The organism is Leisingera sp. (genome assembly GCF_982940295.1).
In genome coordinates, this window is the sequence record NZ_CEYXRG010000027.1 from 1 (window position 1) to 23650 (window position 23650).

Below are 23650 nucleotides of genomic sequence, written 5' to 3' on the forward strand. Positions count from 1 at the left end.
AGCCTATGAGCTGTCCGAGGCCGAGATGCTGGGTGCGGTTAAATTCGCCCACGAGCAGATCCAGCCGGTGATCGACCTGATCATCTCGCTGGCCGAAGAAGCGGCGAACGAGCCCTTCGACTTCACCCCGCCGGATTACGCCGACCTCTATGAGGCGGTCAAAGCCGCGGGTGAGACCGAGATGCGCGCCGCATTTGCGATCACCGACAAGCAGGAGCGCACTGCCGCTGTTGCCGCCGCGCGTGAGACCATCAAGGAAAAGCTGACCGAAGAGCAGCTGGAAGACGCCAACCTCGGTTCCGCGTTGAAAAAGCTCGAAGCGGGCATCCTGCGCGGCGACGTGGTCAAGACCGGCAAGCGGATCGACGGCCGCAAGACCGACGAGATCCGCGACATCGTGTCGGAAACCGGCCTGCTGCCGCGTACCCATGGCTCCGCCCTGTTCACCCGCGGCGAGACCCAGGGCCTGGTCGTGACCACGCTGGGCACCGGCGACGACGAGCAATTCATCGACGCGCTGCACGGCAACTTCAAATCCAACTTCCTGCTGCACTACAACTTCCCGCCGTACTCGGTTGGCGAAGTGGGCCGTGTCGGCTCCCCGGGCCGCCGCGAAATTGGCCACGGCAAGCTGGCCTGGCGTGCGTTGCAGGCGGTTCTGCCGGCACCGACCGACTTCCCCTACACCATCCGCGTGGTGTCGGAGATTACCGAATCCAACGGCTCCTCCTCGATGGCATCCGTCTGCGGCGGCTCGCTGTCGATGATGGACGCGGGCGTGCCGCTGAAAGCACCGGTTGCCGGTGTTGCGATGGGCCTGATCCTGGAGGACGACGGCTCCTACGCGATCCTGTCGGACATCCTGGGTGACGAAGACCACCTGGGTGACATGGACTTCAAGGTGGCGGGTACAGAAAACGGCATCACCTCGCTGCAGATGGACATCAAGGTTGCCGGCATTACCCCGGAAATCATGGAGAAGGCCCTGGCCCAAGCCAAGGACGGCCGGATGCACATCCTGGGTGAGATGGCCAAGGCGCTGTCCGAAACCAATGAGTTCTCGGTTCACGCCCCGCGCATCGAGACCATGCAGATCCCGACCGACAAGATCCGCGAAGTGATCGGTTCCGGCGGCAAGGTGATCCGCGAGATCGTCGAGGTGTCCGGCGCCAAGGTCGACATCAACGACGATGGCGTGATCAAGATCGCCAGCCCGAACGGCGACGCCATTCAGAAGGCCTATGACATGATCTATTCGATCGTGGCAGAGCCGGAAGAAGGTCAGATCTACACCGGCAAGGTCGTGAAGATCGTCGACTTCGGCGCCTTCGTGAACTTCTTCGGCAAGCGTGACGGCCTGGTGCACGTCTCCCAGATCGAAAACCGCCGCCTGAACCATCCGTCGGACGTTCTGAAGGAAGGCCAGGAAGTGAAGGTCAAGCTGCTGGGCTTTGACGACCGCGGCAAGGTCCGCCTGTCGATGAAAGTTGTCGACCAGGAAACCGGCGAAGAAATCAAGAAAGAGGAAGCTGCCGAGGGCTAAGGCTCGAAACAGTTTCCGGACGGGGCCCGGCTGCAAGGCCGGGACCCGCCTCCTCTGTCCGGCCCCGCTGCCCCTGGCGGCAGGTGCCCGGGCTCAGCGCACAACGCACTGCGCTTCCCGGTGTTACGCTCCGCTTGTGCTGACGCCATACAAAAGCAATTCCCGGGCTGCTCAAAAAACTCAGCTGGAGATCCCATGCGTCCGCTCTTTTACGATTTGACCGAGCTGCTGTATCTGTCCCACGGGTTTAAGACCTACTACGGCATTGCCAAGGTTGTCGCGGAAGGCGCCAAAGAGGCCTTCAGGGCCGATAACGGCACCCGGTTTGTTGCCTATTCCCAAGGGCATGACGCGTTTTTTGAGGTGTTTCCGAAGTATGACGACTCCGCCGAAGGCGGGATCGACCTGAATGTGCCGAATTCCGGCAAGCCGTTCTTCATGCGCCGGATTCACAATCGCAAGAAAAAGAAGGCCCTGCACTACGTCGCCCCCTTTGTGTTCGGTGTTGTGGACCTGATCGAGCGGTCCCGCTGGGCGCTGAGCGGTGCTGACAACCCGATCGTCAACCTGGATGGCGGCGCCTGGGTGAGCTGCGGGCGGCCCAAGCTGATCATTCACCCGATCAAGCACCTGAAAAAGCTGGACGTGGAAATTCACGTTCTGATTCACGACATGATCCCGCTGCATGATTTCAAACGCGGCGGTGCCCCTGATTTTTCCAGCTCGTTCCTGGGCGACAACCAATGGCTGCTGGAGCACGCTGACCATGTGATCGGCAACTCGCAATTCACCATCGACGACGCCAAGGATTTTGCCAGCCAAGGCATCCTGCCGGAGCCTAAGCGTACCTCGGTTGCGCCGCTGGTGCATGAGCTGCGGGCCGGAGATGAGGAACAATCGGTGGATATCCCTGATCGCCCCTATTTCCTGATGGTTGGCACGATGCTGGGCCGCAAGAACCTTGATGTGGTTCTGAATGCGATGAACCTGATCGCCAAGCGGGGTGAGACACCGCCGCTGCTGGTTCTGGCCGGTAAACGCCGCCACCGCACCATGGACTACCTCGACAAGGAAGAAATGGCGCTGGTCAAGCCGCATGTGCTGCAGCTGGATACCCCGAACCAGAGGGACCTGGTGCGGCTGTACGAAGCCTCTCAGGGGGTGATCCTGCCCTCACGCATCGAGGGCTGGGGGCTGCCCGCCGGCGAAGCGTTGTGGGCCGGTGTCCCGGCGGTGTGCGCGGACATTCCGGTTATGCACGAAGTCTGCGGCGATCTGGGACTGTATTTTGGGGTGGATGACCCCGAGACCCTGGCGGGGCACATTCAGCGCCTGGTGCAGGACGAGGCATTTGCCGCTGAGTGGCGGGCGAAGATCGCGGCGAACCGTGATCAGTTGCGCACGTGGCGCGACTTCGGCCAGGACCTGCTGACCAATGTCGCCGCCAATTCCGAGCCGGCCCGCGCTCAGTCTGTTTCGCTGCGGGCGTAAACATCCTCGTAGCGGATGATGTCATCCTCGCCGAGGTAGGACCCGGTCTGAACCTCGATCAGAACCATGTCCATCTTGCCGGGGTTTTCCATGCGGTGAACGGCACCCAGCGGGATATAGACCGACTGGTTCTCCGCGACCAGCTGCTGGGTCTCGTTAATGGTCACGCGCGCAGTGCCCTGCACCACGATCCAGTGCTCTGACCGGTGGAAATGGCTTTGCAGTGACAGCGCGGCGCCAGGTTTGACAACAATCCGTTTGACCTGAAACCGCTGTCCTGTCACCAGGCTGTCGAAATAGCCCCACGGTCGGTGATCGCGCGGGAACTGCACCGCCTGCGGCGCTTGCTGCGATTTCAGCAGCTCAACGGCTTTCTTGACGTCCTGAGTACGCGACTTGTCGGCGACCAGCACAGCATCCGGCATGGCAATGGCGACGATCCCGTCAAGCCCCAAGCCGACAATCTGCTGGCTGTTGGCTTCGGACCGCAGCAGCACATTTTTGCAATCAATGGCCGCTGCATTGCCGTTGGTTGCGACACCGTCCGCATCCGGGCCGCTCTCCGCCCAGACAGCATTCCAATCCCCAAGATCCGACCATTCGCCTTCGAATGGCACGGAACAGATATTCTTGGCCTTCTCCATGATCGCATAATCGATCGAGATGTCCTCTGCCGCAGACCAAGCCTCTGGGTCCAGGCGCAAGAAGCCCAGATCCGTCTTGGCGTTCTCGACAGACTTGCGGACTGGCGCGACCAGATGCGCTGCGTGCTGCTCGAAGGTGTCAATGACCGCGCGGGCGGAGAACAGGAAGATGCCCGCATTCCAGAGATAGTTACCGGCGGCCAGCATCCTTGCTGCTGCGGTGGCGTCGGGTTTCTCGACAAAACGGCTCAGAGGCGCTGGTTTCCCGGGCTCTGCTTCGCCACCCAGCTGCAGATAGCCGTAGCCGGTTTCAGGGTGCGTCGGAACAATTCCAAAGGTCACAAGGTCGCCGGCCTGCGCCCGCTCTGTCCCCGCCAAAACCGCAGCGCGGAAGGCGTCCGCATCGGGGATCACATGGTCCGAAGGGGCCACAATCAGCAGCGCATCGGGGTTCTCAGAAAATGCGCGCAACGCTGCGGCCAGGACCGCAGGCGCAGTATTGCGCCGGTCCGGTTCAATCAGAATGGCACCCGGGTCAATGCCTGCCCCCAGCAGTTGTTCGGTGACGATAAACCGGAAATCCGAGTTGGTCACCACGATGGGCGCCGCGAAGCCGTCGCCTGACAACCGCCCGACGCTCTCCTGAAACAGGGTTTTATCGCCTTTCAGGGACGTGAACTGCTTGGGATAGGATTCCCGCGACAAAGGCCACAGCCGTGTTCCTGAGCCACCGCACATCAAAACTGGTGTGATCTGCATTCGGACCTCCTGTATTTTGCATGCGCTATAAGTGAATGGAGCTCCTAAGACAAACGCTCAACGCGGCCCCGGCAGGCTGAGAACGGCACTGCCTGGTTGCAATGCCGTCCCCGCGCGGTGCGAGCCTGATGTCACTCCGGCGCTTTGACCTTGCGCAGGTAGGGGAAGATGGTTTCGTACTCGCCGAACTTCGCGCTAGCCTCTTCGTCCGAGACGCTCGGCGGGATGATCACGTCTTCACCGGGCACCCAGTTGGCCGGGGTGGCAACGCCCTTGGCGGTCATCTGCAGCCCGTCCAGCGCCCGCAGGATCTCGGCAAAATTGCGGCCCACGGTCATCGGGTAAGTCATGTTCAGTTTCAGTTGCTTGTCCGGGCCGATGATAAAGACGGAACGCACGGTGGCGCTGTCCGCCGGGGTGCGGCCGTCGGGCAGATAAGCTTCGGCTGGCAGCATGTCGAATGCCTTGGACACAGCCAGACCGTCATCCGCGATGATCGGGAAGCCAGGATTCGCCTTGCCGTATTCTTCGATGTCCTTCTTCCACTTGCGGTGGTCTTCGGCGCTGTCGACGGATACGCCGATTACCTTGGTGTTCCGCTTGGCCCATTCATCATTCAGCTGCGCTACAGCGGAAAACTCGGTGGTGCAGACCGGGGTGAAGTCCTTGGGGTGCGAAAACAGAATCGCCCAGCTGTCGCCGATCCAGTCATGGAAGCTGATGGTGCCCTGGTCGGTCTCAGCGGTGAAATCCGGAACCACGTCGTTAATGCGCAAACCCATGGCATTGTCCTCCTTGTCAGGGTGTCGTGTCTGATTGTTATGTCCGGCCGCGGTCAGGCAGCCTGAGTCGCCTCAGGAACAACCTGGGGGCTCCGCCGTTACGTTACAGCCCCTGGCACGGGATGCCACGTGAATTCTCCAGCAGCCTTGCCCGGCAAGGATTTGAAGACCCCGAGTCAGGGGCGTTGACAGTACCGCCCGTAATTTGATCAAATTATGCAGCCGAAGCCCCTTGCCCCCCTGCTGGCCTGGTGACACAGTGTCCGCCAAACCGCCCAGACGGTTGGGAGAGAACGTCTGAATTGGGAGATCCCGCATGATCGAGAAACGCGACTTTTACATCAATGGCCAGTGGGTGTCCCCTGCTGAACCGAACGACTTCGAGGTGATCAACCCCTCGACGGAGGAACCCTGTGCAGTGATTTCGCTGGGCTCCGAGGCTGACACCAACGCTGCGGTTGCAGCGGCCAAGGCTGCCTTTCCGGGCTGGATGGCCACCCCGGTGGAAGAGCGCATCGCGCTGGTGGAAAAACTGATCGAAATCTATGAAGCCCGGGCCGAGGATCTGGCCCAGGCAATGTCGATGGAGATGGGCGCGCCGATCAACCTGTCGCGCACCTCGCAGGTTGGTGCCGGCAGCTGGCATCTGCGCAACTTCATCGCCGCGGCCAAGGAGTTCAAGTTCGACGCGCCGCTGAACGAAAGCGCCCCGAACGACCGCATCATTCACGAGCCGGTCGGCGTGTGCGCGCTGATCACGCCGTGGAACTGGCCGATGAACCAGATCACGCTCAAGGTGGGCGCGGCCGCGGTTGCCGGCTGCACCATGGTGCTGAAGCCGTCTGAGCAAAGCCCGCTGAACGCGATGATCTTTGCCGAACTGATGGATGAGGCAGGCTTCCCGGCAGGCGTCTTCAACTTGGTGAACGGCGACGGCACGGGCGTTGGCGCGCAGCTGACAGGGCACCCGGATGTGGACATGGTGTCCTTCACCGGCTCCACCCGCGCAGGCATCGCGATTTCGCAGAATGCGGCTCTGACACTGAAGAAAGTGCACCTGGAGCTGGGCGGCAAAGGCGCCAACGTGATCTTTGAAGACGCCGATGAAAAGGCGGTGAAGCGCGGCGTGCTCCACATGATGCAGAACACCGGCCAGAGCTGCAACGCACCCAGCCGGATGCTGGTGCAGAACAGCATCTATGACCGCGTGGTTTCGGAAGCTGCGGAAGTGGCCGCCAAGGTCGAAGTTGGTCCCGCCGATCAGGAAGGCCGTCACATCGGTCCGGTGGTGAATGAGCTGCAGTGGAACAAGATCCAGGACCTGATCCAGAAAGGCATCGACGAAGGCGCCAAACTGGTGGCCGGCGGCACCGGGCGTCCGGACGGGCTGAACAAGGGTTACTATGTAAAGCCCACGGTCTTTGCCGATGTGAACAACCAGATGACCATCGCGCGCGAAGAGATCTTTGGCCCGGTGCTGGCAATTCTGCCGTTTGAGACCGAAGAGGAGGCGATCGAGATCGCCAACGATACGCCTTACGGCCTCACCAACTATGTGCAGACCCAGGATGGCGCCCGCGCCAACCGCATGGCCCGCGCGCTGCGCTCCGGCATGGTGGAGATGAACGGCAAGTCGCGCTCGGCCGGCTCGCCCTTTGGCGGCATGAAACAGTCCGGTCAGGGCCGTGAGGGCGGCAAATGGGGGGTCGAGGATTTCCTGGAAGTGAAAGCCGTCGGCGGCTGGGCGGCTGAGTAAGCGTTCCGCCTTGAAGGAACGGGAAGCCGCCTTTCGGGGCGGCCTTCCTTTTTTCAGATACCGTCTCCGGTGGGTGTGCTCCCGCGCCTGCATGCCCCCCCGGCTGCGCCGGGCAGCCCGCCGGCTTGGGCGTGGCCCGTGCTGCGCACGGGCAAGGGGGCAGGAGATCAGAAGTAGGCTCTAAGCAGGCAGATTGTGGCGATTCCTGTGGCCATGGTCAGCGGCAGGCTTCGGGTTGCCAGTGCTACGGTCAGAGAGGCAGCTCCGGCTGCCCACTCCTGTGCGCCGCCCTGCATCAACAAATACGTGACCAACGAAAGGATCAGGCAGCCCGGCAGAGCCTGCAAGCCTCGCGCCCAAGGACCGTGCTCCGGCAGCCGCCGGCCCAGCAGGTAGCCCGAGAACCGGACTGCAAAAGTGGCTGCGGCCAGGCCGAAGATCAGGGTCCAGGTTTCAGTCATCGCCCAGCACTCCGGCGATGGCCGCGCCGCCGAGGCCGCCCAGGATCAGGGTCCAGGTCGGATCCAGCGGGGTCAGCAGGCCCGACAGCAGGACGATGGCAATGGATGCGGCCCAAGGCGTCAGCATGGCGCTGCCGCTCCACAACGATCGCAGGATGGCGATGAAGGCAGCGGTGAAAGCAAAGTCCATACCCAGGGCTTTCGGCTCGGGCACCACAGTGGCAAAACTTGCTCCCGCCACCGTGGCCAGCACCCAGACCGCCACCAGCCCCAGGCCGCCGCCCACCAGGTACCAATAGCCCGCGCGGTGGCCGCGGGCGCGCATCGCGTGCATCAGCGCCCAGTTTTCATCCGTCGCCAGATGAACACCCAGCAGCACCTGCCACCAGGGGCGTCCGGCGAGCTCATCCCGCAGCGAGGCGGTGATCAGCAGCAGCCGCAGGTTCAGCGCCAGACCGGCCAGCAGCGCCGCCCCGGCGCCTGCCCCCGCCACCAGCCGTTCCACAGCGATGATCTGCGAGGAGCCGGCAAAGACGATGGTGCCCATAACCCCGGTCTGAAGCCCGTCCATCCGGGCCTGCGCCGCCAGCAGGCCAAAGGCCAGCCCATAGACACCAACGCCAACCGCCAGGGGCAGGATGTCCCGCAGACCGGCGGTCAGCTGGCTGCGGGTGGTGGTGCTGTGGGGTATGTCTTGCAGGGCCATTGGGCAGCTCCTCTGGAAGCGGGTCTGCAGTTCAGTTATACCGAACGTTAGGCTTCTATATCGAACAGCGTGTTTGTTCGTCAAGACGAACGAAAGGATGAAATACAGAACATGTCAGCGCCCCACCAGATGATTGCCGCAGCCATCCAGCGCGAGCGCACCCGCGCAGGCATATCGCTCTCGGCGCTTGCCGCGCAGGCGGGAATTGCCAAATCGACCCTGTCGCAGCTGGAAGCAGGCAACGGAAACCCCAGTGTAGAGACACTTTGGGCTCTGGCTGCGGCGCTGGATATCCCGCTTAGCCTGCTGTTTGAGACCGAAGCACCCGCGACCACCCTGATCCGGGCAGGAGAGGGGGAGCCTCTGGAATCGGAGCAGTCGGATTTCACCGCCGTCCTGCTGTCGCGCTGTCCGCCGAATGTGCGCCGGGATGTCTACCGGGTGGTGATGCAGCCGGGAGAGGTCCGCCAAGCCCAGCCGCACCCGCGCGGCACGGTTGAGCATATGCTGGTCTGCTCCGGGCAGATGCGGGCGGGACCGGACGGGCAGGAAGAGATCCTGCAGCCCGGCGATTACTACACCTATCCCGGAGACCGTCCGCACAGCTATGAGGCGCTGCAGGCGGATACGCTATTCACAATGGTGATGGAGGCGCCGTGAGCTGCGGCGGGGTCAGAACTCCGGCTTCGCCCGGAACTTCAGCGACTCGCCGCTGTCCGGGTGTTTGATCCGTAGCTCCTCGGAGTGCAGCATGAGCCGCGGGTGGTCCAGAGCCGCTCCACTGGCATAGAGCGGATCGCCCAGGATCGGGTGGCCCAGCGACAGCATATGCACCCGCAGCTGGTGCGAGCGCCCGGTCTTCGGTGTCAGCCGCACCCGGGTGGAGCCGTCCTCGTATTTCATCACCCGCCAATCGGTGACGGCTGGCTTGCCTGTCTCATGGCAGACCATCTGTTTCGGCCGGTTCGGCCAGTCGACGATCAGCGGCAGATCCACCGTGCCGCTCCGCGGCTCCAGTCTTCCCGCCACCCGCGCGGCATAGGCCTTTTTCGCGGTGCGCTTTTCGAACTGCATCGACAGGTGCCGCTGCGCATGAGGGGTGAGGCCGAACACCATCACACCTGAGGTGTCCCGGTCCAGCCGGTGCACCAGAAGCGCCTCGGGGAACACCGCCTGAATGCGGGTAATCAGGCAGTCGGCCAGGTGCTCCCCGCGGCCCGGCACCGACAACAGGCCCGCAGGCTTGTTCACTGCCAGCAGCTCGGCGTCGTGGTGCAGGATCTCCAGCGGGTCCTGCGGCGGGGTGTATTCGCTTGAAACGGCCATGGGGGCTTGCCTACTGCGTGATCCTGACAAGGGCAAGCGGGGCAGCGCTGCTTTCCTGCCGGCAGCGCCTTTGCTAAATTGACACTGTACCGGCGATCCTGTAACCGGCGCGCCTCACAGGCACATGGGGACAAGGCATGGCACGCAAACGCAAAGGGCGCGATATTTCCGGCTGGCTGGTGGTGGACAAGCCTGCAGGGCTGACCTCGACCGCCGTCGTGAACAAGGTGCGCTGGGCGCTGGATGCCAAGAAGGCCGGCCATGCAGGCACGCTCGACCCGGAAGCTACCGGTGTTCTGGCTGTGGCGCTGGGCGAGGCGACCAAGACCGTTCCCTATATCACCGACGCGCTGAAGGCCTATACCTTTACTGTGCGGCTGGGTCAGGCGACCAACACCGATGACGCCGAGGGCGAGGTGATCGCCGAAAGCGACACGCGTCCCACCGACGAGCAGATCAAGGAAGCGCTGCTGCCTTTCCTGGGCGAGATCATGCAAGTGCCGCCCAAGTTCTCCGCCGTAAAGATCGACGGCCAGCGCGCCTATAAACTCGCCCGTGACGGCGAGGATGTGGAGATCGAGGCCCGCCCGCTGTGGGTGGAAGAGCTGATCATGCTGGACCGCCCCGACGACGATCACGTGGTGCTTGAGATGACCTGCGGCAAGGGCGGCTACGTGCGCTCGATCGCCCGCGACCTGGGCGCGGCACTGGGCTGTCATGGCCACGTCAAGGAACTGCGCCGGATCTGGTCCGGCCCGTTTGATGCCGAAGAGGGCATCTCGCTGGAGCTGATCGACGAACTGGCAAAATCGCCTGAGCTCGACCAGTACCTGCGGCCGCTGGAAGAAGGTCTCGCCGACCTTCCCGAACTGAAGTGCACACCGCAGGGGGCCGTGCGGCTCCGCAATGGCAATCCGGGGATGGTGATGGCCGCGGACGTGGAGTATGGCGACGAAGCCTGGGCCTCGCTTGAAGGCCAGGCGGTAGCCGTAGGCATCTACAAGTCGGGCGAGTTGCACCCGAGCCGGGTATTCGCGCAGCCGGAGTGACCCGGCTGCGTTGCGGCGGACGCTCGCTAGTTTCAGCCTGAGACGTTGCGTTACACCTCCAGCCGGGCATGCAATTTGCTGGGCGCAGCCACCGGGCTGCTTAAATCGTACCAGGTCTCATCGCCGCCTTTCGGAGTGTAAAGGACGCCTGCATCCACGCCGGTATGCCCTTCCGGACGCAGACCTTCGCCGCTGTCGAGCTGCCGTCCTTTGCTTCAGCAATGCTGAAACAGCCGCGCAGGTCAAAGGCGGGGCCCTGCGGCATTCTGTCGTCAGGGAATGACTTTCCGCTGCTTAGCTGTATTTCCACGTGTTCCGTTCCCGGATAGACTTCGGCGATAACAGGGCCGCCCAGCGTAGTTTCGGGGGTCATGTGAGTCCTGCTATTGTCGGGCCTGGGCCACCGGTTCCTGTAATGCCCAGCTTAGGAACACATCAAGCCCAGCGGGTGTCCTCAGTCCCGCGCATTTCATCCGGGCCGGTACCGGAATGGTCACTGTCCACCATCGCGACGGAGCCTGCCGCGGCAAGGGGGAGAATAATGAGGAGTGCCTTGGCAACTCCAAGAACAATGCGCTCCGATCGCCGCGACCGCCCTGGGCAGGCCCGCGCGCGGGGGCAGCCCCGCAGATAGCCATCAGGCGGGGCCGGCATCGTGGTTTGTTCCGAGAACCGACTGATCCTGCTGCGCAGATAGAATAACGCTCGCTGCGGAGCCCTGGGCAGGTGTGATCGCCTCCCCTGCCGCGTTCCGCCACCGGACTTCATCAGTGGAATAGTCATCGTAGAAGGCGATGCTGATCCCGGATTGATTGCCAGGCACAGTGGCGACGGCGGTGCCGTCCATTGCTATCAGTGTATGATCCTGACCGGCGTCGTATTCCACAGACAGGCCAGCAATGGCGTCTTCAAAGCGGAAGCTGCTGAAGGGGCCGAAACCGGCAACAACAGGAAAGTCTATCAGCAGCTTGTCCTCCGCCGCGTCGAAATCGGTGATCTCTGCTGCCGGTGTTCCAGGTTCGTATGTATTGGTGAAAGCGTGGAAGCTGTCCGCACCCTCGCCGCCGGTGGCGGTGGTCCCAGGCCCGATCCACAAGTGATCATCGCCTTCGCCGCCATCCAATACATCGCCATCATCACCAACCGTGGTCAGGCTTCCAGGGTAGTGGTGGTATGACTCCCCATAGTAGACAGTGCCGCTGCCGCTGAACAGCGCGTCGTCGCCCGCGCCGCCGGAGAGTGTGTCCGCTCCGCCTTTGCCGAAGATAACGTCGTCACCGTCTGTGCCGTTCAGACTATCGTCACCTGAGGTTCCGTTGACAGCATCCAGGGCAAAGGGAGCACTGATACGGACGTCCTCAAAGCTCACCGTGCGGAGGGTGGTGCCATCGCCTGCGAGTATTTCCACGTCGAGCGTTTCGCCGTCATCCAGCGAAACTCCTGAAAGGGTCAGAACCGTTTTGTGGCTGAGGGTGTCGACAATACGCAGCCCGGTGCCGTCTTCCGTCTCGAACAGTTCAAAATTAGGCGTCGTACCGGCTAAAGCCAGCTGATCGGAGGTCAGCTCAAAATCCTCGATCAAAGTCGCGGGGCTGCCTGCGTCGTCCAGGATAAAGCGGTCTGCGCCTGCGCCGCCTCGGGCGGTGTTGCCCGCGCCCAGGTGCAACTCGTCATCGCCGCTGCCGCCTGCCAGCAGGTCCTGATCTTCCGCATTGCCGGTGATCGTGTCATTCCCTGCAGTGCCGTCCAGAACGTCGTCCAAGCCAATGGTGCCGCTCAGCTCGACTGCGCCGGGCGGCGGGTTTGGATCGACCGGGTCTGGCTCTACGGGTTCCGGCTCAACCGGTTCTTCCGGGCTTTCCGGAATGGTTTCTTCTGATTCCGAGCCCTCGGCGCTCAGAGCGGCTACCGTGCCGGCGAATGCGAGTAAAAGAAGAAGTTCCAAATTAACCTGTTTGAATTAATATCGACGCAATTAAGGGGAAGCGGCTTCAAGATGCACCTTAAGGTTGCGGCAATCCTGCTTGGATTGCAAGCTGCTCCGAGCTAGTAACCCCCGCATGATCACCCGCAGCCACATTAAGGGCGATGCCCCCTCGACCGCCGTCTACTCTGACTGCGAAACCTACCGCTACAGCCTGACGCGTGTTTGGGATCCGGACGGGCGGCGGGTGATGTTCGTGATGCTCAATCCCTCGACCGCAACCGAGGTGCAGAACGACCCCACCATTGAACGTTGCGAGCGCCGCGCCCGTGCATTGGGGTTTGGCGGCTTCATGGCTACAAATATCTTTGCCTGCCGGGTCACAGACCCACGCAGGATGAGGCAGCTGGAGGCGCCGGAGGGTCCTGATAATATGGCAGCGATCCTGGAAGGGATGGAATGGGCCGATACGGTGATTTGTGCCTGGGGCACCCATGGGGCGCACCGAGGCCAAGGCGCGCGGGTCGCAGCGGCGCTGAGGTCATCCGGCGAACCGCTGTACCATCTAGGTCTCAGCAAAGCGGGGCATCCTAAACATCCGTTGTACATTGCCTACAGCCAGCAGCCGGAGCTGTGGAAACCGGGAATGGGTACCTGAGCCCTGCGTTAACCGTTGTTCCCGTTTTGTTTTGCTGTGGTTGCCTCTCTGTGTAATTGTGTTGTGTGTTTGAGTTTTTCCAGGGGTTGATCTGGCGATGTTGTGGTTGGCAAGTGTTTTGGGGCTTGTTGCTGTTGGTGGCGTGGTCCTGGTTGACACCAGTTCCGAGGAGGATGAGCCGGACGCCCCGCCCGATCCAGAAACGGGTGGCGGCGGTCACGAAGGCGGATTTATCGAGCCAAGTGGCGGGACCGTGACCGGCACGGAACGCGGTGATGTTCTTGCCGGATCCGGATCTTCAGAGAGCATCTTCGGCGGTGCCGGGGGTGACCAGATCGGTGGCTACGGCGGCAACGACTGGATCGATGGCGGCACCGGCAGTGACGTTTTGCACGGGCAGGACGGTGATGACAGCCTGTTCGGCGGAGACGGTTCGGATCTGCTGCACGGCGAGAACAGTGCCGACTGGGTGGAGGGCGGTGCCGGCGGCGACAGTCTCTATGGGCATTTTGGTGACGACACGCTGCTTGGCGGCGGTGGTTCGGATCTGCTGCACGGCGGCCAGGGGCAGGATTGGCTAAGCGGGGGTGCGAACCAGGATACGCTGCATGGCAACGATGGCGATGACAGTCTGGCAGGCGGCGGCGGGGAGGATGCGCTGTTCGGGGGGCATGGCAATGATGTTGTTTCAGGTGCCGGCGACGGTACCGAACAGGATTATGTTAATGGCGGTGACGGGGATGACACGCTGATTGCCGGCGCGGGTGATGTCCTGACAGGCGGTGGCGGCGACGATCAGTTTTTGGTGGGAAGCTGGACCGGCAACGGGCCGGCAGTGCAACTGATGGACTACGATGCAGCCGAGGACCAGTTGGTGTTAGTCTGGGATTTCGCGGGCGGCGAAGAACCAACGGTAGAGGTGCAGCAAAACCCGGCGGCAGCGGCAGAGAAGCTGATTCTGGTCAATGGTGAGACAGTCATGCGGGTTTCGGGGGCGGAGGGGCTCACCACGGAGGACCTGGTGCTGATCAATCAGGAGTCGGTGGAGGGAACCTGGCTGCTGCCGCAATAAACCTGCCAGCCGGCCCGCCGGGGCATTCTCATACCGCATCTGGAAGTTAGTCTTTGCCTTCACAGCGGAAACATCATATACGCCCGCATCTGCCGTGATTCCGCGGCAGGTTTCTCCATGGGCCTGTGCTGGACGACATCCCGGCCTGAGCCATCCACTCTAACCTACGAAGGAGACCCCGATGTCGATCACTGCGGAAGAAAAATCGCGCCTGATGAAAGAATTCGCAACCAAGGACGGCGACACCGGTTCCCCGGAAGTCCAGGTTGCAATCCTGACCTCGCGCATCAACACCCTGACTGAGCACTTCAAAACCCACAAGAAGGACAACCACGGCCGCCGTGGCCTCCTGAAAATGGTTGCTCAGCGCCGGAAGCTGCTGGATTACACAAAAGGCAAGGATGAGGCCCGTTATCAGGACCTGATCAAGCGTCTGGGCATCCGCCGCTAATCCGCGCTTTTACGGATTTTTCAACGCCCGTCCCGAAAGGAGCGGGCGTTTTCTTTTGCACCGGTATTCTTCAGAAGCGGGGCCTCCCGCGCCCGCAAGCCCGCGGGCTGCGCCGGGCCGCACTTGGCCTTGGGCCTGGCCCGTGCTGCGCACGGGCGGTTGCGGCTTCAAGCAAGCCGGGCCTTCGAAGGGCGGAGGCGGGTCTGAAAGAAAAACGCCGCCCTGAATGGAGCGGCGTTTGGTCGGTTTCAGAATCCGGCCGGTTTTACTCTCCGTAGGGCACCCAGATGTTCTTGATCTCGGTGGCCTCTTGCAGGAAGCGCTTGGTCTGGTCCTGCGCCCAGTCGGTGGCTGTGCCGTTGTTGACCCAGGTGCGCTTCAGGTTGCCTGCGGATGCCGCTTCAATGCCTGCTGACAAATCTGTGGAGGAAAAGCTCCAGACCGCGTCGACGTTCAGATGGGAGGCCAGCGGTTTGGCCAGCTCTGAATGGCTGCCAGTCAGGATATTGACCACGCCTGCGGGCACATCCGAAGTGTCCAGAACCTGGTAGAAATCGGTTGCGGCCAGCGGGAAAGGCTCAGAGGCCGCCAGCACCACCCGGTTGCCCATGGCGATTGCCGGCGCCATGGCAGAGACCAGGCCCAGAAGCGGTGCCTCATCAGCACAGAGGGCGCCGATCACGCCAACCGGCTCCTTCATCGCCAGCGCGACGCCGCGGATCGGAACGCCGTGGACCTGGCCATCGAATTTGTCGGCCCAGGCGGCAGCGGTGAAGAGGCGTTGAATAGAGGCCTCAACCTCTGCTGCTCCGCCTTTCTTGCCGGTCATCGCGTCGATGCGGGCCGCGAACTCATCTGCACGTGCGGAGAGGTTTTCGCCGATGTAGTAGAGAATTTGCGCCCGCAGGTGGCCAGTGGTTTTGGACCAGCCTTTGGCGCCTGCGGCGGCTTCAACTGCGTTGCGCACGTCCTTGCGGTTGGCGAGGCCAACATGTCCCAGCAGCGCGCCGGACTTGCCATAGACAGCCCGGGAATAACCGCCGTCCGGGCGCGCCTGCTTGCCACCGGTATAGAGCTTGGCAGTACGGTCCAGCGGATCTGCAGAGGCACCGTTGCCTTCCAGCGCCTCCACTTTGGCGAGCGGTTTCGCCTTGGCTTTGGGCCGGGTGTAGGCTGCCAGCCCTTCCCAGCCGCCTTCGCGCCCGAAGCCGCTTTCGCGCACGCCGCCAAAACCGGCGGCGGCGTCGAACATGTTGGTGCCGTTGATCCAGACCACGCCGGCAGCAAGTTTCGGCGCTATGTCGAGCGCCAGGTTCACGTTCTCGGTCCAGACGGTTGCCGCCAGGCCGTAACGGGTGTTGTTTGCCAGGTCCACCGCTTCTTCAGGAGTGCGGAATGTGCAAGACACCAGTACCGGGCCAAAGATCTCCTCTTGCATCAGCGGATCGGCTGGCGACAGACCCTCGATCAGCGTGGGGGCGTAGAAGCAGCCTCCTTCGGGCATCTCAACTTGGGCCTGGTGCATCTGCCCTGCGCGGTTGGCCGCCACCATCCCGCTGATGGTGTTCAGCTGAACCGGGTCGACAACGGCACCCACGTCAATGCATTTATCAAGCGGGTTGCCGACGCGCAGCCCGTCCATGCGGGCCTTGAGCTTGGTGTGAAACCGTTCTGCTATACCCTCCTGCACCAGAAGGCGGGAGCCGGCGCAGCAGACTTGGCCTTGGTTGAACCAGATTGCATCCACCAGTCCTTCGATGGCGGAGTCGATGTCGGCGTCGTCGAAAACGATGTAGGGCGACTTGCCGCCCAGCTCCAGCGTCAGCGCCTTGCCGCTGCCTGCGGTGGCCTCGCGGATCTTGCGGCCAACCGATGTCGAGCCGGTGAAGGCGATTTTGTCGACGTCCGCCGCGGTGATCATCTCACCCACTGCTCCATCGCCGGTGACGATGTTCACAACACCCTTGGGCAGGCCTGCCTGGCGGCAGATATCGGCAAACAGCAGCGCGGTGAGTGACGTGTATTCCGCCGGTTTCAGCACCACGGTGTTGCCCATGGCAATGGCAGGCGCAATCTTCCAGGCCAGCATCAGCAGCGGGAAGTTCCAGGGGATGATCTGGCCGCACACACCCAGGGCTTCGGCGTCCGGCAGTTCGCTGCCCATCAGCTGGGCCATGCCAGCATGATAGTAGAAGTGCCGCTGGCCCAGCGGGATGTCGATATCGCGGCTCTCGCGGATCGGCTTGCCGTTGTCCAGCGTCTCCAGCACGGCAAACAGGCGGGAATGCTTTTGCAGCAGGCGCGCGATGGCATAGAGGTACTTGGCCCGGCCCGGGCCGCCAAGCGCTTCCCATTTGCCTTGCGCCTTGCGGGCGGCTTGGACCGCGGCGTCCACGTCGGCCTGAGTGGCCTGGGTCAGGCTGGCCAATACTTCCCCCGTGGCCGGGTTCCTGCTGTCAAAGCCGTTGCCGGGGGCGGTGAACTCACCGTTGATGAAATGACCGAAGCGGCCGCCCTGATCGACCAGCCAGGCCAGTGCCTCGGCGGCGCTTTCGGGTGCAGGGCCGTATTCCATGGTGTCGAAAATCTCTTTGATGGTCATGTGTTCAGCCCTCAGCCCATGGAGTGGCGGTAGCCGGCGGAGTATGCCCCGGTGACATGGTGTTCCAACTGGCGTTCGATATCGCCCAGGAGCGACGAGGCGCCAAAGCGGAACAGGTCCGGTTGCAGCCAGCGGTCGCCCAGTTCGTCTTTCATCAGAGCGAGGTAGACCAGCGCGTCCTTCGCCTTGGAAATGCCGCCCGCGGGCTTGTATCCGACACGGTAGCCGGTGCGGTCGTAATAGTCGCGGATTGCGCGGATCATCACCAGGCTGACCGGCAGGGTGGCGTTGACGCTTTCCTTGCCGGTCGAGGTCTTGATGAAATCGGCACCCGCCATCATGCAGACAAGCGAGGCGCGTGCCACATTGCGCAGGGAGCCCAGTTCGCCGGTGGCCAGGATGGCCTTAACATGCGCCTCGCCGCAGGCAAGGCGGAAGGCTTTCATTTCGTTATAGAGTGCCTGCCAGTTTCCGGTCAAAACATGGCGGCGGGAGATCACGATGTCGATCTCTTCAGCACCATCCTTGACGCTTTCCTCAATCTCGGCAAGCCGCAGGTGGAACGGCGACAAGCCGGCCGGAAACCCGGTGGAGACCGCGGCCACCGGGATACCTGTGCCCTCCAGCGCCTTGGCGGCGGTGGGGATCATGTCGTGGTAGACGCAGACCGCGCCAGTAGTGAGCCCTTCCATCCCCAGGCTGCGCAGGATTCCCGCACTCACCGGCTGGCGCGCCTTGGCACACAGGCGGCGGACACGGCCTTCGGTGTCGTCGCCGGATAGTGTGGTGAGGTCAATGAGGCTGACGGCTTTCAGAAGCCAGGCAGCCTGATGGTCCTTCTTGACACTGCGGCGGCCCGGCAGGGTGGCGCAGCGGCGTTCGATGGCCGAGGTGTTGGCCTGCACGGCAGCGACCCAGTCCAGGTCCAGCTCCATGCCAGGATTGCGCGGCTCTGCCAGCTGCGGCAGCTGCGCGCTTCTTTCAGCGATATGGCTTTCCATTGGGGATCCTCAGAAGAGTTCCGTGCGAAAATCGCACGGGTGCGGCATATTGGCAAGCGAACGCCCCAGGCTGCCGTTAGGTTTTTTGACTAAATGGACAAAATATTGCCCCGAATAGCCAGAGCCCAGGGGTGCGGCCCGCTAGGGAGAGCTGCAAAGAGCGAAAATCGTGTTTTGCGATTCTGCTGCCACTGCGGCGCGCATTCCGGTGGCAGAATCGGCCCCGCATGCTAAATTTAGCGGTATGAGCAGTGCAGAACCCCATATCAGCGAAAATCCGTACCCTGAAACCCGTCCTGTCATCCGCCAGCTGGACGACAGCGCCATCAACCGGATTGCCGCCGGGGAGGTGGTCGAACGGCCCGCTTCCGCGGTGAAGGAACTGGTGGAAAATGCCATCGACGCCGGTGCCGCACGGATCACGGTGGAGATCGCCGATGGCGGCAAGACGCTGATCCGGGTGACCGACGACGGCTGCGGCATGACACCGGAGGACCTGCCGCTGGCGCTCTCGCGGCATGCGACTTCCAAGATCGACGGCTCGGACCTGTTGAACATTCACACCTTCGGTTTCCGCGGCGAGGCGTTGCCCTCGCTTGGTGCGGTAGGGCGGCTGACGATCACCAGCCGGGCCGGGGGTCATGAGGCAGCGCAAATCCGTGTCTCCGGCGGCAAGCTGGAGCCGGTAAAACCGGCCGCCTTGCGGGCGGGCACCATTGTCGAGTTGCGCGACCTGTTCTTTGCGACGCCGGCACGGCTCAAGTTCATGCGCACCGACCGCGCCGAAGCGCAGGCGATCTCCGACACGGTGAAACGGCTGGCGATGGCGGAGCCGTCGGTGGGATTCACCCTGCGGGATGTCTCCGGGGGCGGCGAGGGGCGGGTGACTTTCCGTGCCGATCCGCTGACTGGCGACCTGTTTGATGCGCTGCACGGGCGGCTGGCCTCGGTGCTGGGGCGGGAGTTTGCCGAGAACGCGCTGAAGATTGACGCCACGCGTGAGGGGATCCGCCTTTATGGCTATGCGGCGCTGCCGACCTATTCCCGCGGCGCGGCGGTGGCGCAGTTCCTGTTCGTGAATACCCGGCCGGTGAAAGACAAGATGCTGACCGGCGCCTTGCGGGCGGCCTATTTCGATTTCCTGAGCCGCGACCGGCATCCGGCCGCGGCGCTGTTCATCGATTGCGACCCGCAACTGGTGGACGTGAACGTGCATCCGGCCAAATCCGAGGTGCGGTTCCGAGATCCCGGTCTGGCCCGCGGGCTGATCGTCTCTTCCCTGCGCCACGCGCTGGCGGAGGCGGGGCACCGTGCCTCCACCACGGTGGCAGGTGCCACGCTGGGTGCGATGAAACCGGAACAGCCGACTGCCAGCGGCGCCCCGCGGATCTATCAGATGGACCGTCCGTCTTATGGCGCACGGCACGCCTCCTATGCGGCGCAGTCCCCCGGCCCGACGCAGGCGGGGTCCTATGATGTGCCACCATCACCAGGCTTTGCCGAATTGGCGGGGGCTTACAGCGGCCGGGTGACAGAAACTCCAGAGGCACCTGTGGCCCCGGGTCAGCCCTCGGATGCGCCTGAACCTTCAGCGCCCGGGGCCGAACAGCTGCCGCTGGGTGCGGCCCGCGGCCAGATGCATGAAAACTACATCATCGCCCAGACCGCCGATGGCATGGTGATAGTCGACCAGCACGCCGCGCATGAGCGGCTTGTTTACGAGAAGCTGAAACGCCAGATGGCGGAAAACGGTGTCGCGGCTCAGGCGCTGCTGATCCCGGAAATCGTTGAGCTCAGCGACAACGACTGCGCCTGCCTCTTGGGCGTGGCGGAGGAACTCGCGAAATTCGGCCTCGGCATCGAGGCCTTTGGCGGCAACGCCATTGCGGTACGCGAAACCCCGGCGATCCTGGGGGAGGTCAACGCTGAGGCGATGATCAAGGACATCCTGGATGAGCTGTCGGATCAGGGCGAAAGCCAGCTGGTGCAGGCCAAGATCGAAGCGATCCTGAGCCGGGTGGCCTGCCATGGCTCCATTCGCTCCGGCCGCAGGATGCGGGGCGAGGAGATGAACGCGCTTCTCAGGGAGATGGAGGCCACCCCCCATTCCGGCCAGTGCAACCATGGCCGCCCCACCTATGTGGAACTGAAACTGGCAGATATCGAGCGCCTGTTCGGGCGCAGCTGAACAATAACCCCCGGTAAAGGGAGGACGAGCAGTGACATTGGAACAGGCCCAATGGGCGATCTACGCGCTGGCCGGGCTGGCGGCGCTTTTGACCCTGGCGGCGCTGCGTCTGCGGGGCCACGCAAGGCGTATGGAGCAGCTCAACGCGGATCTGCGCAGCCATAACGCGGGCTTGCAGGCTGAGGTGGCGCGGCTGCCGGAACTGACGGATGAACTGGCCACCCTGCGCCGCACCAGCGATAATGAACGCTCCGCCCGCTATCAGGCCGAGGCCCAGGTGCAGGCGCTGAAGGCGGAGCATGCAGCACGGCTGGAAGAGCTGCACCACATCAACCAGCAGATGGAGCACAAGTTTGCCTCGCTGGCCTCGGGCGTGCTGAAACAGAACTCCGAAAGCTTCCTGAGTCTGGTCAGTGAGCGGTTCCAGGCGCACAGCAAGACAGCGGATGCGGATCTGGCCAAGCGCCATGCCGCGATTGAGAGCCTGGTGAAGCCCTTGGACCAGAAGCTGGGTCAGTTCGGTGAGCGGATCAAGGAGATCGAGCAAGCACGCAACGAGGCCTATGGCGCGATTCAAGCGCAGGTGAAGCATCTGGCCGAGGGCCAGGCGGCGCTGGGCGGCGAGACCCGCAAGCTGGTTCAAGCCTTACGCGCACCCAAGACCCGCGGCCGCTGGGGTGAGATGCAGTTGCGCCAAGTATTTGAGATGGCCGGCATGGCCGAACATGTGGATTACGAGCTGGAGAAAAGCGTCGGCACCGATGAGGGCCTGCGCAGGCCTGATGCAGTCGTGCGCATACCCGGCGGCAAGAGCATCGTGGTGGACGCAAAGACACCGCTGGAGGCCTATCTGGACGCGCTGGAGGCGGAAACACCTGATCAGCAGCAGGCGGCGCTGGCCCGCCATGCAAACCACGTAAAAACCCATGTGCGCCAGCTGGCCTCGAAATCCTATCAAAGCGCCTTGGGTGAGACGCCGGACTTTGTAGTCATGTTCATCCCTGGCGAGACTTTCGTTTCCGCCGCGGCTGAAGCGGATCCAGGACTGATCGAGTATGCATTTGAAAACAAGGTGCTGATTGCGACGCCAACTACCCTTATGGCGCTGGTCAAATCCATCGCCTACGGCTGGCAGCAGGAGAAGATGGCCGAGAACGCGGTCGAGGTGCAGAAGACCGCCAAAGAACTTTATGACCGGCTGGCGACGTTCTCCAAGAATCTGGCCTCAGTCGGGCGGTCGCTGTCTTCCTCGGTAAACAACTACAACAAGGCAGTGGGGTCTTTGGAAGCCCGCGTGCTGCCCTCCGCCCGCCGGTTCGAGGCAATGGGAGTCGTGTCAAACGGGGCGGAGCTTGAGGACCCCGGGCAAGTCGAAGTCGAGCCGCGCCAGGTGGCGCTGCTGGCGGAGGACTGAATGCAGCTGCCTCCAGCATTGCGTGCGGGGGAGGCGGCGCTGCTGCGGGCTGCGGAGGTTGAGGCCGAACGCATCGTTGCGCTTCTGCGGATCGCGGTGGCACTGGGCCTGATACTGGCAATGATGCTGGCTCTGGATTCTGTACGGGTGGTGGACGAGCCGCATTTGCGGCGTCAGATCGGGCTGGCAACAGTTACCATGCTCTCTTACCTGGCAGTCGGTGTGCTGACCTATTGGGCGATCAGCAAGGGGCTGTTCAAGCCTTGGATGATTTGGCTGGCGGTGTTGGCGGATTGCGGCTTTCTGCTTTTGAATACCTTTCTGTCGCTGGTGAATACCGGAGTCCCCGGCGGCGCGGTCTTTGCGATGCCAGCCGTGTGGATGGCCCCGGTCGTGCTTGCCTTTGGAGTGCTGAGACTCAGCCCCTTGCGGCTTGCAGTGATGCTGGTGCTGATTGCAGCCGGGTTTGGCTGGATGATCCTGTGGCAGCCGCCTGACGCCGCGCCGGATCTTGTTGAACGGATCAGGCTGACCATGGATTCACCTCCGAACTTCATGCGGCTGGTGATGCTGTGCCTGGCCGGCGTCGTTCTGCTGGTGGCGGCGGTCCGGATGCGCGGCCTGTTGCACCGCTCCCTGGAAGAGGCGCGCCAAAAGGCAAACCTGACCCGCTACCTGCCGGCCCAGCTGGCGGGACGCCTGGCGGGAGGCGGGCTGGAAGCGCTGCAGGAAGGCCGCCAGCAGCAGATGGCCATTCTGTTCATCGACATCCGCGGCTTTACGAGCTGGTGCGAAGGCCGTGAGCCGCAGGAGGTCAGCAGCTTGATTACGGAGTTCCGCGCCCGGGTGGAGGAAGTAGCAGGCCGGAACAGCGGATTGATCGACAAGTATATCGGTGACGCGGCAATGATCCTGTTCGAAGGGGAGCGGGCGGCGGTGCGGGCGCTGGACTGCGCCGAAGGTCTGCTGGCGGAAGTGGCCGCATGGTGCCGGCTGCGGGAGCAGGCGGGCGACGCTGGGCTGGCAGCAGGGATCGGAGTGCATTGGGGCGAGGTGTTTTCCGGCGTGACCGGCACGCCGCAGCGGCTGGAATACTCCGTCTTTGGTGATACCGTGAACACCGCGGCGCGGCTTGAGCAACTGACCAAAGTGCATGACGTGGCGCTGATTGCCTCTGAAGCGCTGTTGCAAGAGGCCGGGTCCGAGCCCGCGCGCAACGGCTGGACTGCGCTGCCGGCGGAGGTCTTGCGCGGGCGCAGCGAGGGGCTCGCGCTCTTCGGCAAGGCGCAGGGCTGACCGCGGGCCCGTTTGCCCCAGATCAAAGACTTAGGCGTTTCGCCCGCTGTTTGATATGCTGAGGCAGCGAACAGAAGGAGTGAAGCAATGCTGGAGATCTCAGTCCGCAAGGTGGCACAGGTGGCGATGATGGCCCGGGAACTGGGCCGCGCGGAGGGCGAGCTGCGCGCCTTCATAGACCGGATGAGTGAAGACCAGCAGGCGGAGCTGGTCGGCATCATGTGGGTCGGCCGCGGCAGTTTTGAACCCGAAGAACTCGGTGATGCGATCTATACCGCCCGGCAGGAAGCGACCACGCCAACCGCGGATTACCTGCTCGGCACTCCGCATCTGGCTGACAATCTGGAAGCTGGTCTGGAGGCGCTGGGCATTGATGTGCATGACGTCGAGGACGACGTAATCGGCCGTTAAGGCCGGGATGCCACGCTGTCAGGCTTCTCTTGTGTTCGCACAGCAGAAGGGCGCCGCAGTCACGGCGCCCATTTCCTTTGAAGCGGGGTGGGCGGGGGGGGGCCCCCCCCCCCGCC

Annotated in this window: 21 protein-coding genes; 12 read left to right on the forward strand and 9 right to left on the reverse strand. The window is 63.0% G+C overall.

What is annotated here, in order from left to right; all coding sequences use genetic code 11:
* Both pnp and AC4HIX_RS18795 read left to right on the forward strand, forming a co-directional pair.
* Nucleotides 1–1543: polyribonucleotide nucleotidyltransferase (gene pnp, locus AC4HIX_RS18790; RefSeq protein ID WP_490400101.1), on the forward strand; the 1543-nt coding region annotated here is incomplete at its 5' end.
* Between the two features lie 195 nt (nucleotides 1544–1738).
* Nucleotides 1739–3034 carry a glycosyltransferase family 4 protein gene (locus tag AC4HIX_RS18795; RefSeq protein ID WP_490400102.1) on the forward strand — a complete coding sequence of 432 codons (1296 nt, stop codon included), beginning with the start codon at nucleotides 1739–1741 and terminating at the stop codon, nucleotides 3032–3034.
* Here AC4HIX_RS18795 and AC4HIX_RS18800 read toward each other — a convergent pair.
* Both AC4HIX_RS18800 and AC4HIX_RS18805 read right to left on the reverse strand, forming a co-directional pair.
* Nucleotides 3010–4437 carry a mannose-1-phosphate guanylyltransferase/mannose-6-phosphate isomerase gene (locus AC4HIX_RS18800; RefSeq protein WP_490400103.1) on the reverse strand — a complete coding sequence of 476 codons (1428 nt, stop codon included), beginning with the start codon at nucleotides 4435–4437 and terminating at the stop codon, nucleotides 3010–3012. The genes AC4HIX_RS18795 and AC4HIX_RS18800 overlap by 25 nt on opposite strands.
* A gap of 131 nt (nucleotides 4438–4568) precedes the next feature.
* On the reverse strand, nucleotides 4569–5219 hold the full coding sequence (locus AC4HIX_RS18805) for a peroxiredoxin (protein WP_475048970.1): 651 nt from the start codon (nucleotides 5217–5219) through the stop codon (nucleotides 4569–4571).
* 316 nt (nucleotides 5220–5535) lie between these two features.
* On the opposite strand from AC4HIX_RS18805, the gene AC4HIX_RS18810 reads away from it, so the two are divergent.
* Nucleotides 5536–6975, forward strand: coding sequence for an aldehyde dehydrogenase family protein (locus AC4HIX_RS18810; protein WP_490400104.1), 1440 nt, complete (start codon nucleotides 5536–5538; stop codon nucleotides 6973–6975).
* A 167-nt stretch (nucleotides 6976–7142) separates the two neighbouring features.
* On the opposite strand, the gene AC4HIX_RS18815 is transcribed toward AC4HIX_RS18810, so the two are convergent.
* Both AC4HIX_RS18815 and AC4HIX_RS18820 read right to left on the reverse strand, forming a co-directional pair.
* Nucleotides 7143–7436, reverse strand: a complete 294-nt coding sequence (locus AC4HIX_RS18815) for an AzlD family protein (RefSeq protein ID WP_490400105.1) — start codon at nucleotides 7434–7436, stop codon at nucleotides 7143–7145.
* Nucleotides 7429–8142 carry an AzlC family ABC transporter permease gene (locus tag AC4HIX_RS18820; RefSeq protein ID WP_490400106.1) on the reverse strand — a complete coding sequence of 238 codons (714 nt, stop codon included), beginning with the start codon at nucleotides 8140–8142 and terminating at the stop codon, nucleotides 7429–7431. Before AC4HIX_RS18820 ends, AC4HIX_RS18815 begins: the two co-directional genes overlap by 8 nt.
* A gap of 111 nt (nucleotides 8143–8253) precedes the next feature.
* Between AC4HIX_RS18820 and AC4HIX_RS18825 the strand changes: the two genes are divergently transcribed.
* Nucleotides 8254–8802 (forward strand): helix-turn-helix domain-containing protein, encoded by a 549-nt coding sequence (locus tag AC4HIX_RS18825; protein WP_490400107.1) that lies wholly within the window; start codon nucleotides 8254–8256, stop codon nucleotides 8800–8802.
* Nucleotides 8803–8814: 12 nt separating this feature from the next.
* Here AC4HIX_RS18825 and AC4HIX_RS18830 read toward each other — a convergent pair whose 3' ends face one another.
* On the reverse strand, nucleotides 8815–9468 hold the full coding sequence (locus tag AC4HIX_RS18830) for an RluA family pseudouridine synthase (protein ID WP_490400108.1): 654 nt from the start codon (nucleotides 9466–9468) through the stop codon (nucleotides 8815–8817).
* 137 nt (nucleotides 9469–9605) lie between these two features.
* Between AC4HIX_RS18830 and truB the strand changes: the two genes are divergently transcribed.
* Nucleotides 9606–10517 (forward strand): tRNA pseudouridine(55) synthase TruB, encoded by a 912-nt coding sequence (gene truB, locus AC4HIX_RS18835; RefSeq protein ID WP_490400109.1) that lies wholly within the window; start codon nucleotides 9606–9608, stop codon nucleotides 10515–10517.
* Nucleotides 10518–10617: 100 nt separating this feature from the next.
* On the opposite strand, the gene AC4HIX_RS18840 is transcribed toward truB, so the two are convergent.
* Both AC4HIX_RS18840 and AC4HIX_RS18845 read right to left on the reverse strand, forming a co-directional pair.
* Nucleotides 10618–10890, reverse strand: a complete 273-nt coding sequence (locus AC4HIX_RS18840) for a hypothetical protein (RefSeq protein WP_490400110.1) — start codon at nucleotides 10888–10890, stop codon at nucleotides 10618–10620.
* 264 nt (nucleotides 10891–11154) lie between these two features.
* On the reverse strand, nucleotides 11155–12462 hold the full coding sequence (locus AC4HIX_RS18845; protein WP_490400111.1) for a calcium-binding protein: 1308 nt from the start codon (nucleotides 12460–12462) through the stop codon (nucleotides 11155–11157).
* Between the two features lie 115 nt (nucleotides 12463–12577).
* On the opposite strand from AC4HIX_RS18845, the gene AC4HIX_RS18850 reads away from it, so the two are divergent.
* From AC4HIX_RS18850 to rpsO, 3 genes are all read left to right on the forward strand, one after another.
* Entirely contained in the window at nucleotides 12578–13099 is a 522-nt protein-coding gene (locus AC4HIX_RS18850; protein WP_490400112.1) for a DUF1643 domain-containing protein, read from the forward strand.
* 97 nt (nucleotides 13100–13196) lie between these two features.
* The gene (locus AC4HIX_RS18855; RefSeq protein WP_490400113.1) at nucleotides 13197–14171 is read left to right on the forward strand and encodes a calcium-binding protein; all 975 of its coding nucleotides are present in this window, start codon (nucleotides 13197–13199) and stop codon (nucleotides 14169–14171) included.
* Between the two features lie 181 nt (nucleotides 14172–14352).
* Nucleotides 14353–14622 carry a 30S ribosomal protein S15 gene (gene rpsO, locus AC4HIX_RS18860; protein WP_490400114.1) on the forward strand — a complete coding sequence of 90 codons (270 nt, stop codon included), beginning with the start codon at nucleotides 14353–14355 and terminating at the stop codon, nucleotides 14620–14622.
* A 265-nt stretch (nucleotides 14623–14887) separates the two neighbouring features.
* Here the strand turns inward: rpsO and AC4HIX_RS18865 are convergent, their stop codons facing one another.
* Together AC4HIX_RS18865 and deoC are read right to left on the reverse strand one after the other, a co-directional pair.
* Nucleotides 14888–17224, reverse strand: a complete 2337-nt coding sequence (locus AC4HIX_RS18865) for an aldehyde dehydrogenase family protein (protein WP_490400115.1) — start codon at nucleotides 17222–17224, stop codon at nucleotides 14888–14890.
* Between the two features lie 11 nt (nucleotides 17225–17235).
* Nucleotides 17236–18225 (reverse strand): deoxyribose-phosphate aldolase, encoded by a 990-nt coding sequence (gene deoC, locus AC4HIX_RS18870; RefSeq protein ID WP_490400116.1) that lies wholly within the window; start codon nucleotides 18223–18225, stop codon nucleotides 17236–17238.
* Nucleotides 18226–18469: 244 nt separating this feature from the next.
* Here deoC and mutL point away from each other — a divergent pair, with 244 nt between their 5' ends.
* The 4 genes from mutL (at nucleotide 18470) to AC4HIX_RS18890 (ending at nucleotide 23534) form a co-directional block, all read left to right on the forward strand.
* Complete coding sequence (gene mutL, locus AC4HIX_RS18875) at nucleotides 18470–20413, forward strand: DNA mismatch repair endonuclease MutL (protein WP_490400117.1); 1944 nt, start codon at nucleotides 18470–18472, stop codon at nucleotides 20411–20413.
* A gap of 31 nt (nucleotides 20414–20444) precedes the next feature.
* A complete protein-coding gene (locus AC4HIX_RS18880; protein WP_490400118.1) occupies nucleotides 20445–21827 on the forward strand; it encodes a DNA recombination protein RmuC in 1383 nt (460 codons plus the stop codon).
* On the forward strand, nucleotides 21828–23123 hold the full coding sequence (locus AC4HIX_RS18885) for an adenylate/guanylate cyclase domain-containing protein (protein ID WP_490400119.1): 1296 nt from the start codon (nucleotides 21828–21830) through the stop codon (nucleotides 23121–23123).
* 87 nt (nucleotides 23124–23210) lie between these two features.
* Nucleotides 23211–23534, forward strand: a complete 324-nt coding sequence (locus AC4HIX_RS18890) for a DUF3775 domain-containing protein (protein ID WP_475049011.1) — start codon at nucleotides 23211–23213, stop codon at nucleotides 23532–23534.
* Nucleotides 23535–23650: the final 116 nt, after the last annotated feature.

Coding starts and splice junctions, on each gene's coding strand:
- AC4HIX_RS18795 (WP_490400102.1), top strand. CDS start 1,739: ATGCGTCCGCTCTTTTACGATTTGACCGAGCTGCTGTATCTGTCCCAC.
- AC4HIX_RS18800 (WP_490400103.1), bottom strand. CDS start 4,437: ATGCAGATCACACCAGTTTTGATGTGCGGTGGCTCAGGAACACGGCTG.
- AC4HIX_RS18805 (WP_475048970.1), bottom strand. CDS start 5,219: ATGGGTTTGCGCATTAACGACGTGGTTCCGGATTTCACCGCTGAGACC.
- AC4HIX_RS18810 (WP_490400104.1), top strand. CDS start 5,536: ATGATCGAGAAACGCGACTTTTACATCAATGGCCAGTGGGTGTCCCCT.
- AC4HIX_RS18815 (WP_490400105.1), bottom strand. CDS start 7,436: ATGACTGAAACCTGGACCCTGATCTTCGGCCTGGCCGCAGCCACTTTT.
- AC4HIX_RS18820 (WP_490400106.1), bottom strand. CDS start 8,142: ATGGCCCTGCAAGACATACCCCACAGCACCACCACCCGCAGCCAGCTG.
- AC4HIX_RS18825 (WP_490400107.1), top strand. CDS start 8,254: ATGTCAGCGCCCCACCAGATGATTGCCGCAGCCATCCAGCGCGAGCGC.
- AC4HIX_RS18830 (WP_490400108.1), bottom strand. CDS start 9,468: ATGGCCGTTTCAAGCGAATACACCCCGCCGCAGGACCCGCTGGAGATC.
- truB (WP_490400109.1), top strand. CDS start 9,606: ATGGCACGCAAACGCAAAGGGCGCGATATTTCCGGCTGGCTGGTGGTG.
- AC4HIX_RS18840 (WP_490400110.1), bottom strand. CDS start 10,890: ATGACCCCCGAAACTACGCTGGGCGGCCCTGTTATCGCCGAAGTCTAT.
- AC4HIX_RS18850 (WP_490400112.1), top strand. CDS start 12,578: ATGATCACCCGCAGCCACATTAAGGGCGATGCCCCCTCGACCGCCGTC.
- AC4HIX_RS18855 (WP_490400113.1), top strand. CDS start 13,197: ATGTTGTGGTTGGCAAGTGTTTTGGGGCTTGTTGCTGTTGGTGGCGTG.
- rpsO (WP_490400114.1), top strand. CDS start 14,353: ATGTCGATCACTGCGGAAGAAAAATCGCGCCTGATGAAAGAATTCGCA.
- AC4HIX_RS18865 (WP_490400115.1), bottom strand. CDS start 17,224: ATGACCATCAAAGAGATTTTCGACACCATGGAATACGGCCCTGCACCC.
- deoC (WP_490400116.1), bottom strand. CDS start 18,225: ATGGAAAGCCATATCGCTGAAAGAAGCGCGCAGCTGCCGCAGCTGGCA.
- mutL (WP_490400117.1), top strand. CDS start 18,470: ATGAGCAGTGCAGAACCCCATATCAGCGAAAATCCGTACCCTGAAACC.
- AC4HIX_RS18885 (WP_490400119.1), top strand. CDS start 21,828: ATGCAGCTGCCTCCAGCATTGCGTGCGGGGGAGGCGGCGCTGCTGCGG.
- AC4HIX_RS18890 (WP_475049011.1), top strand. CDS start 23,211: ATGCTGGAGATCTCAGTCCGCAAGGTGGCACAGGTGGCGATGATGGCC.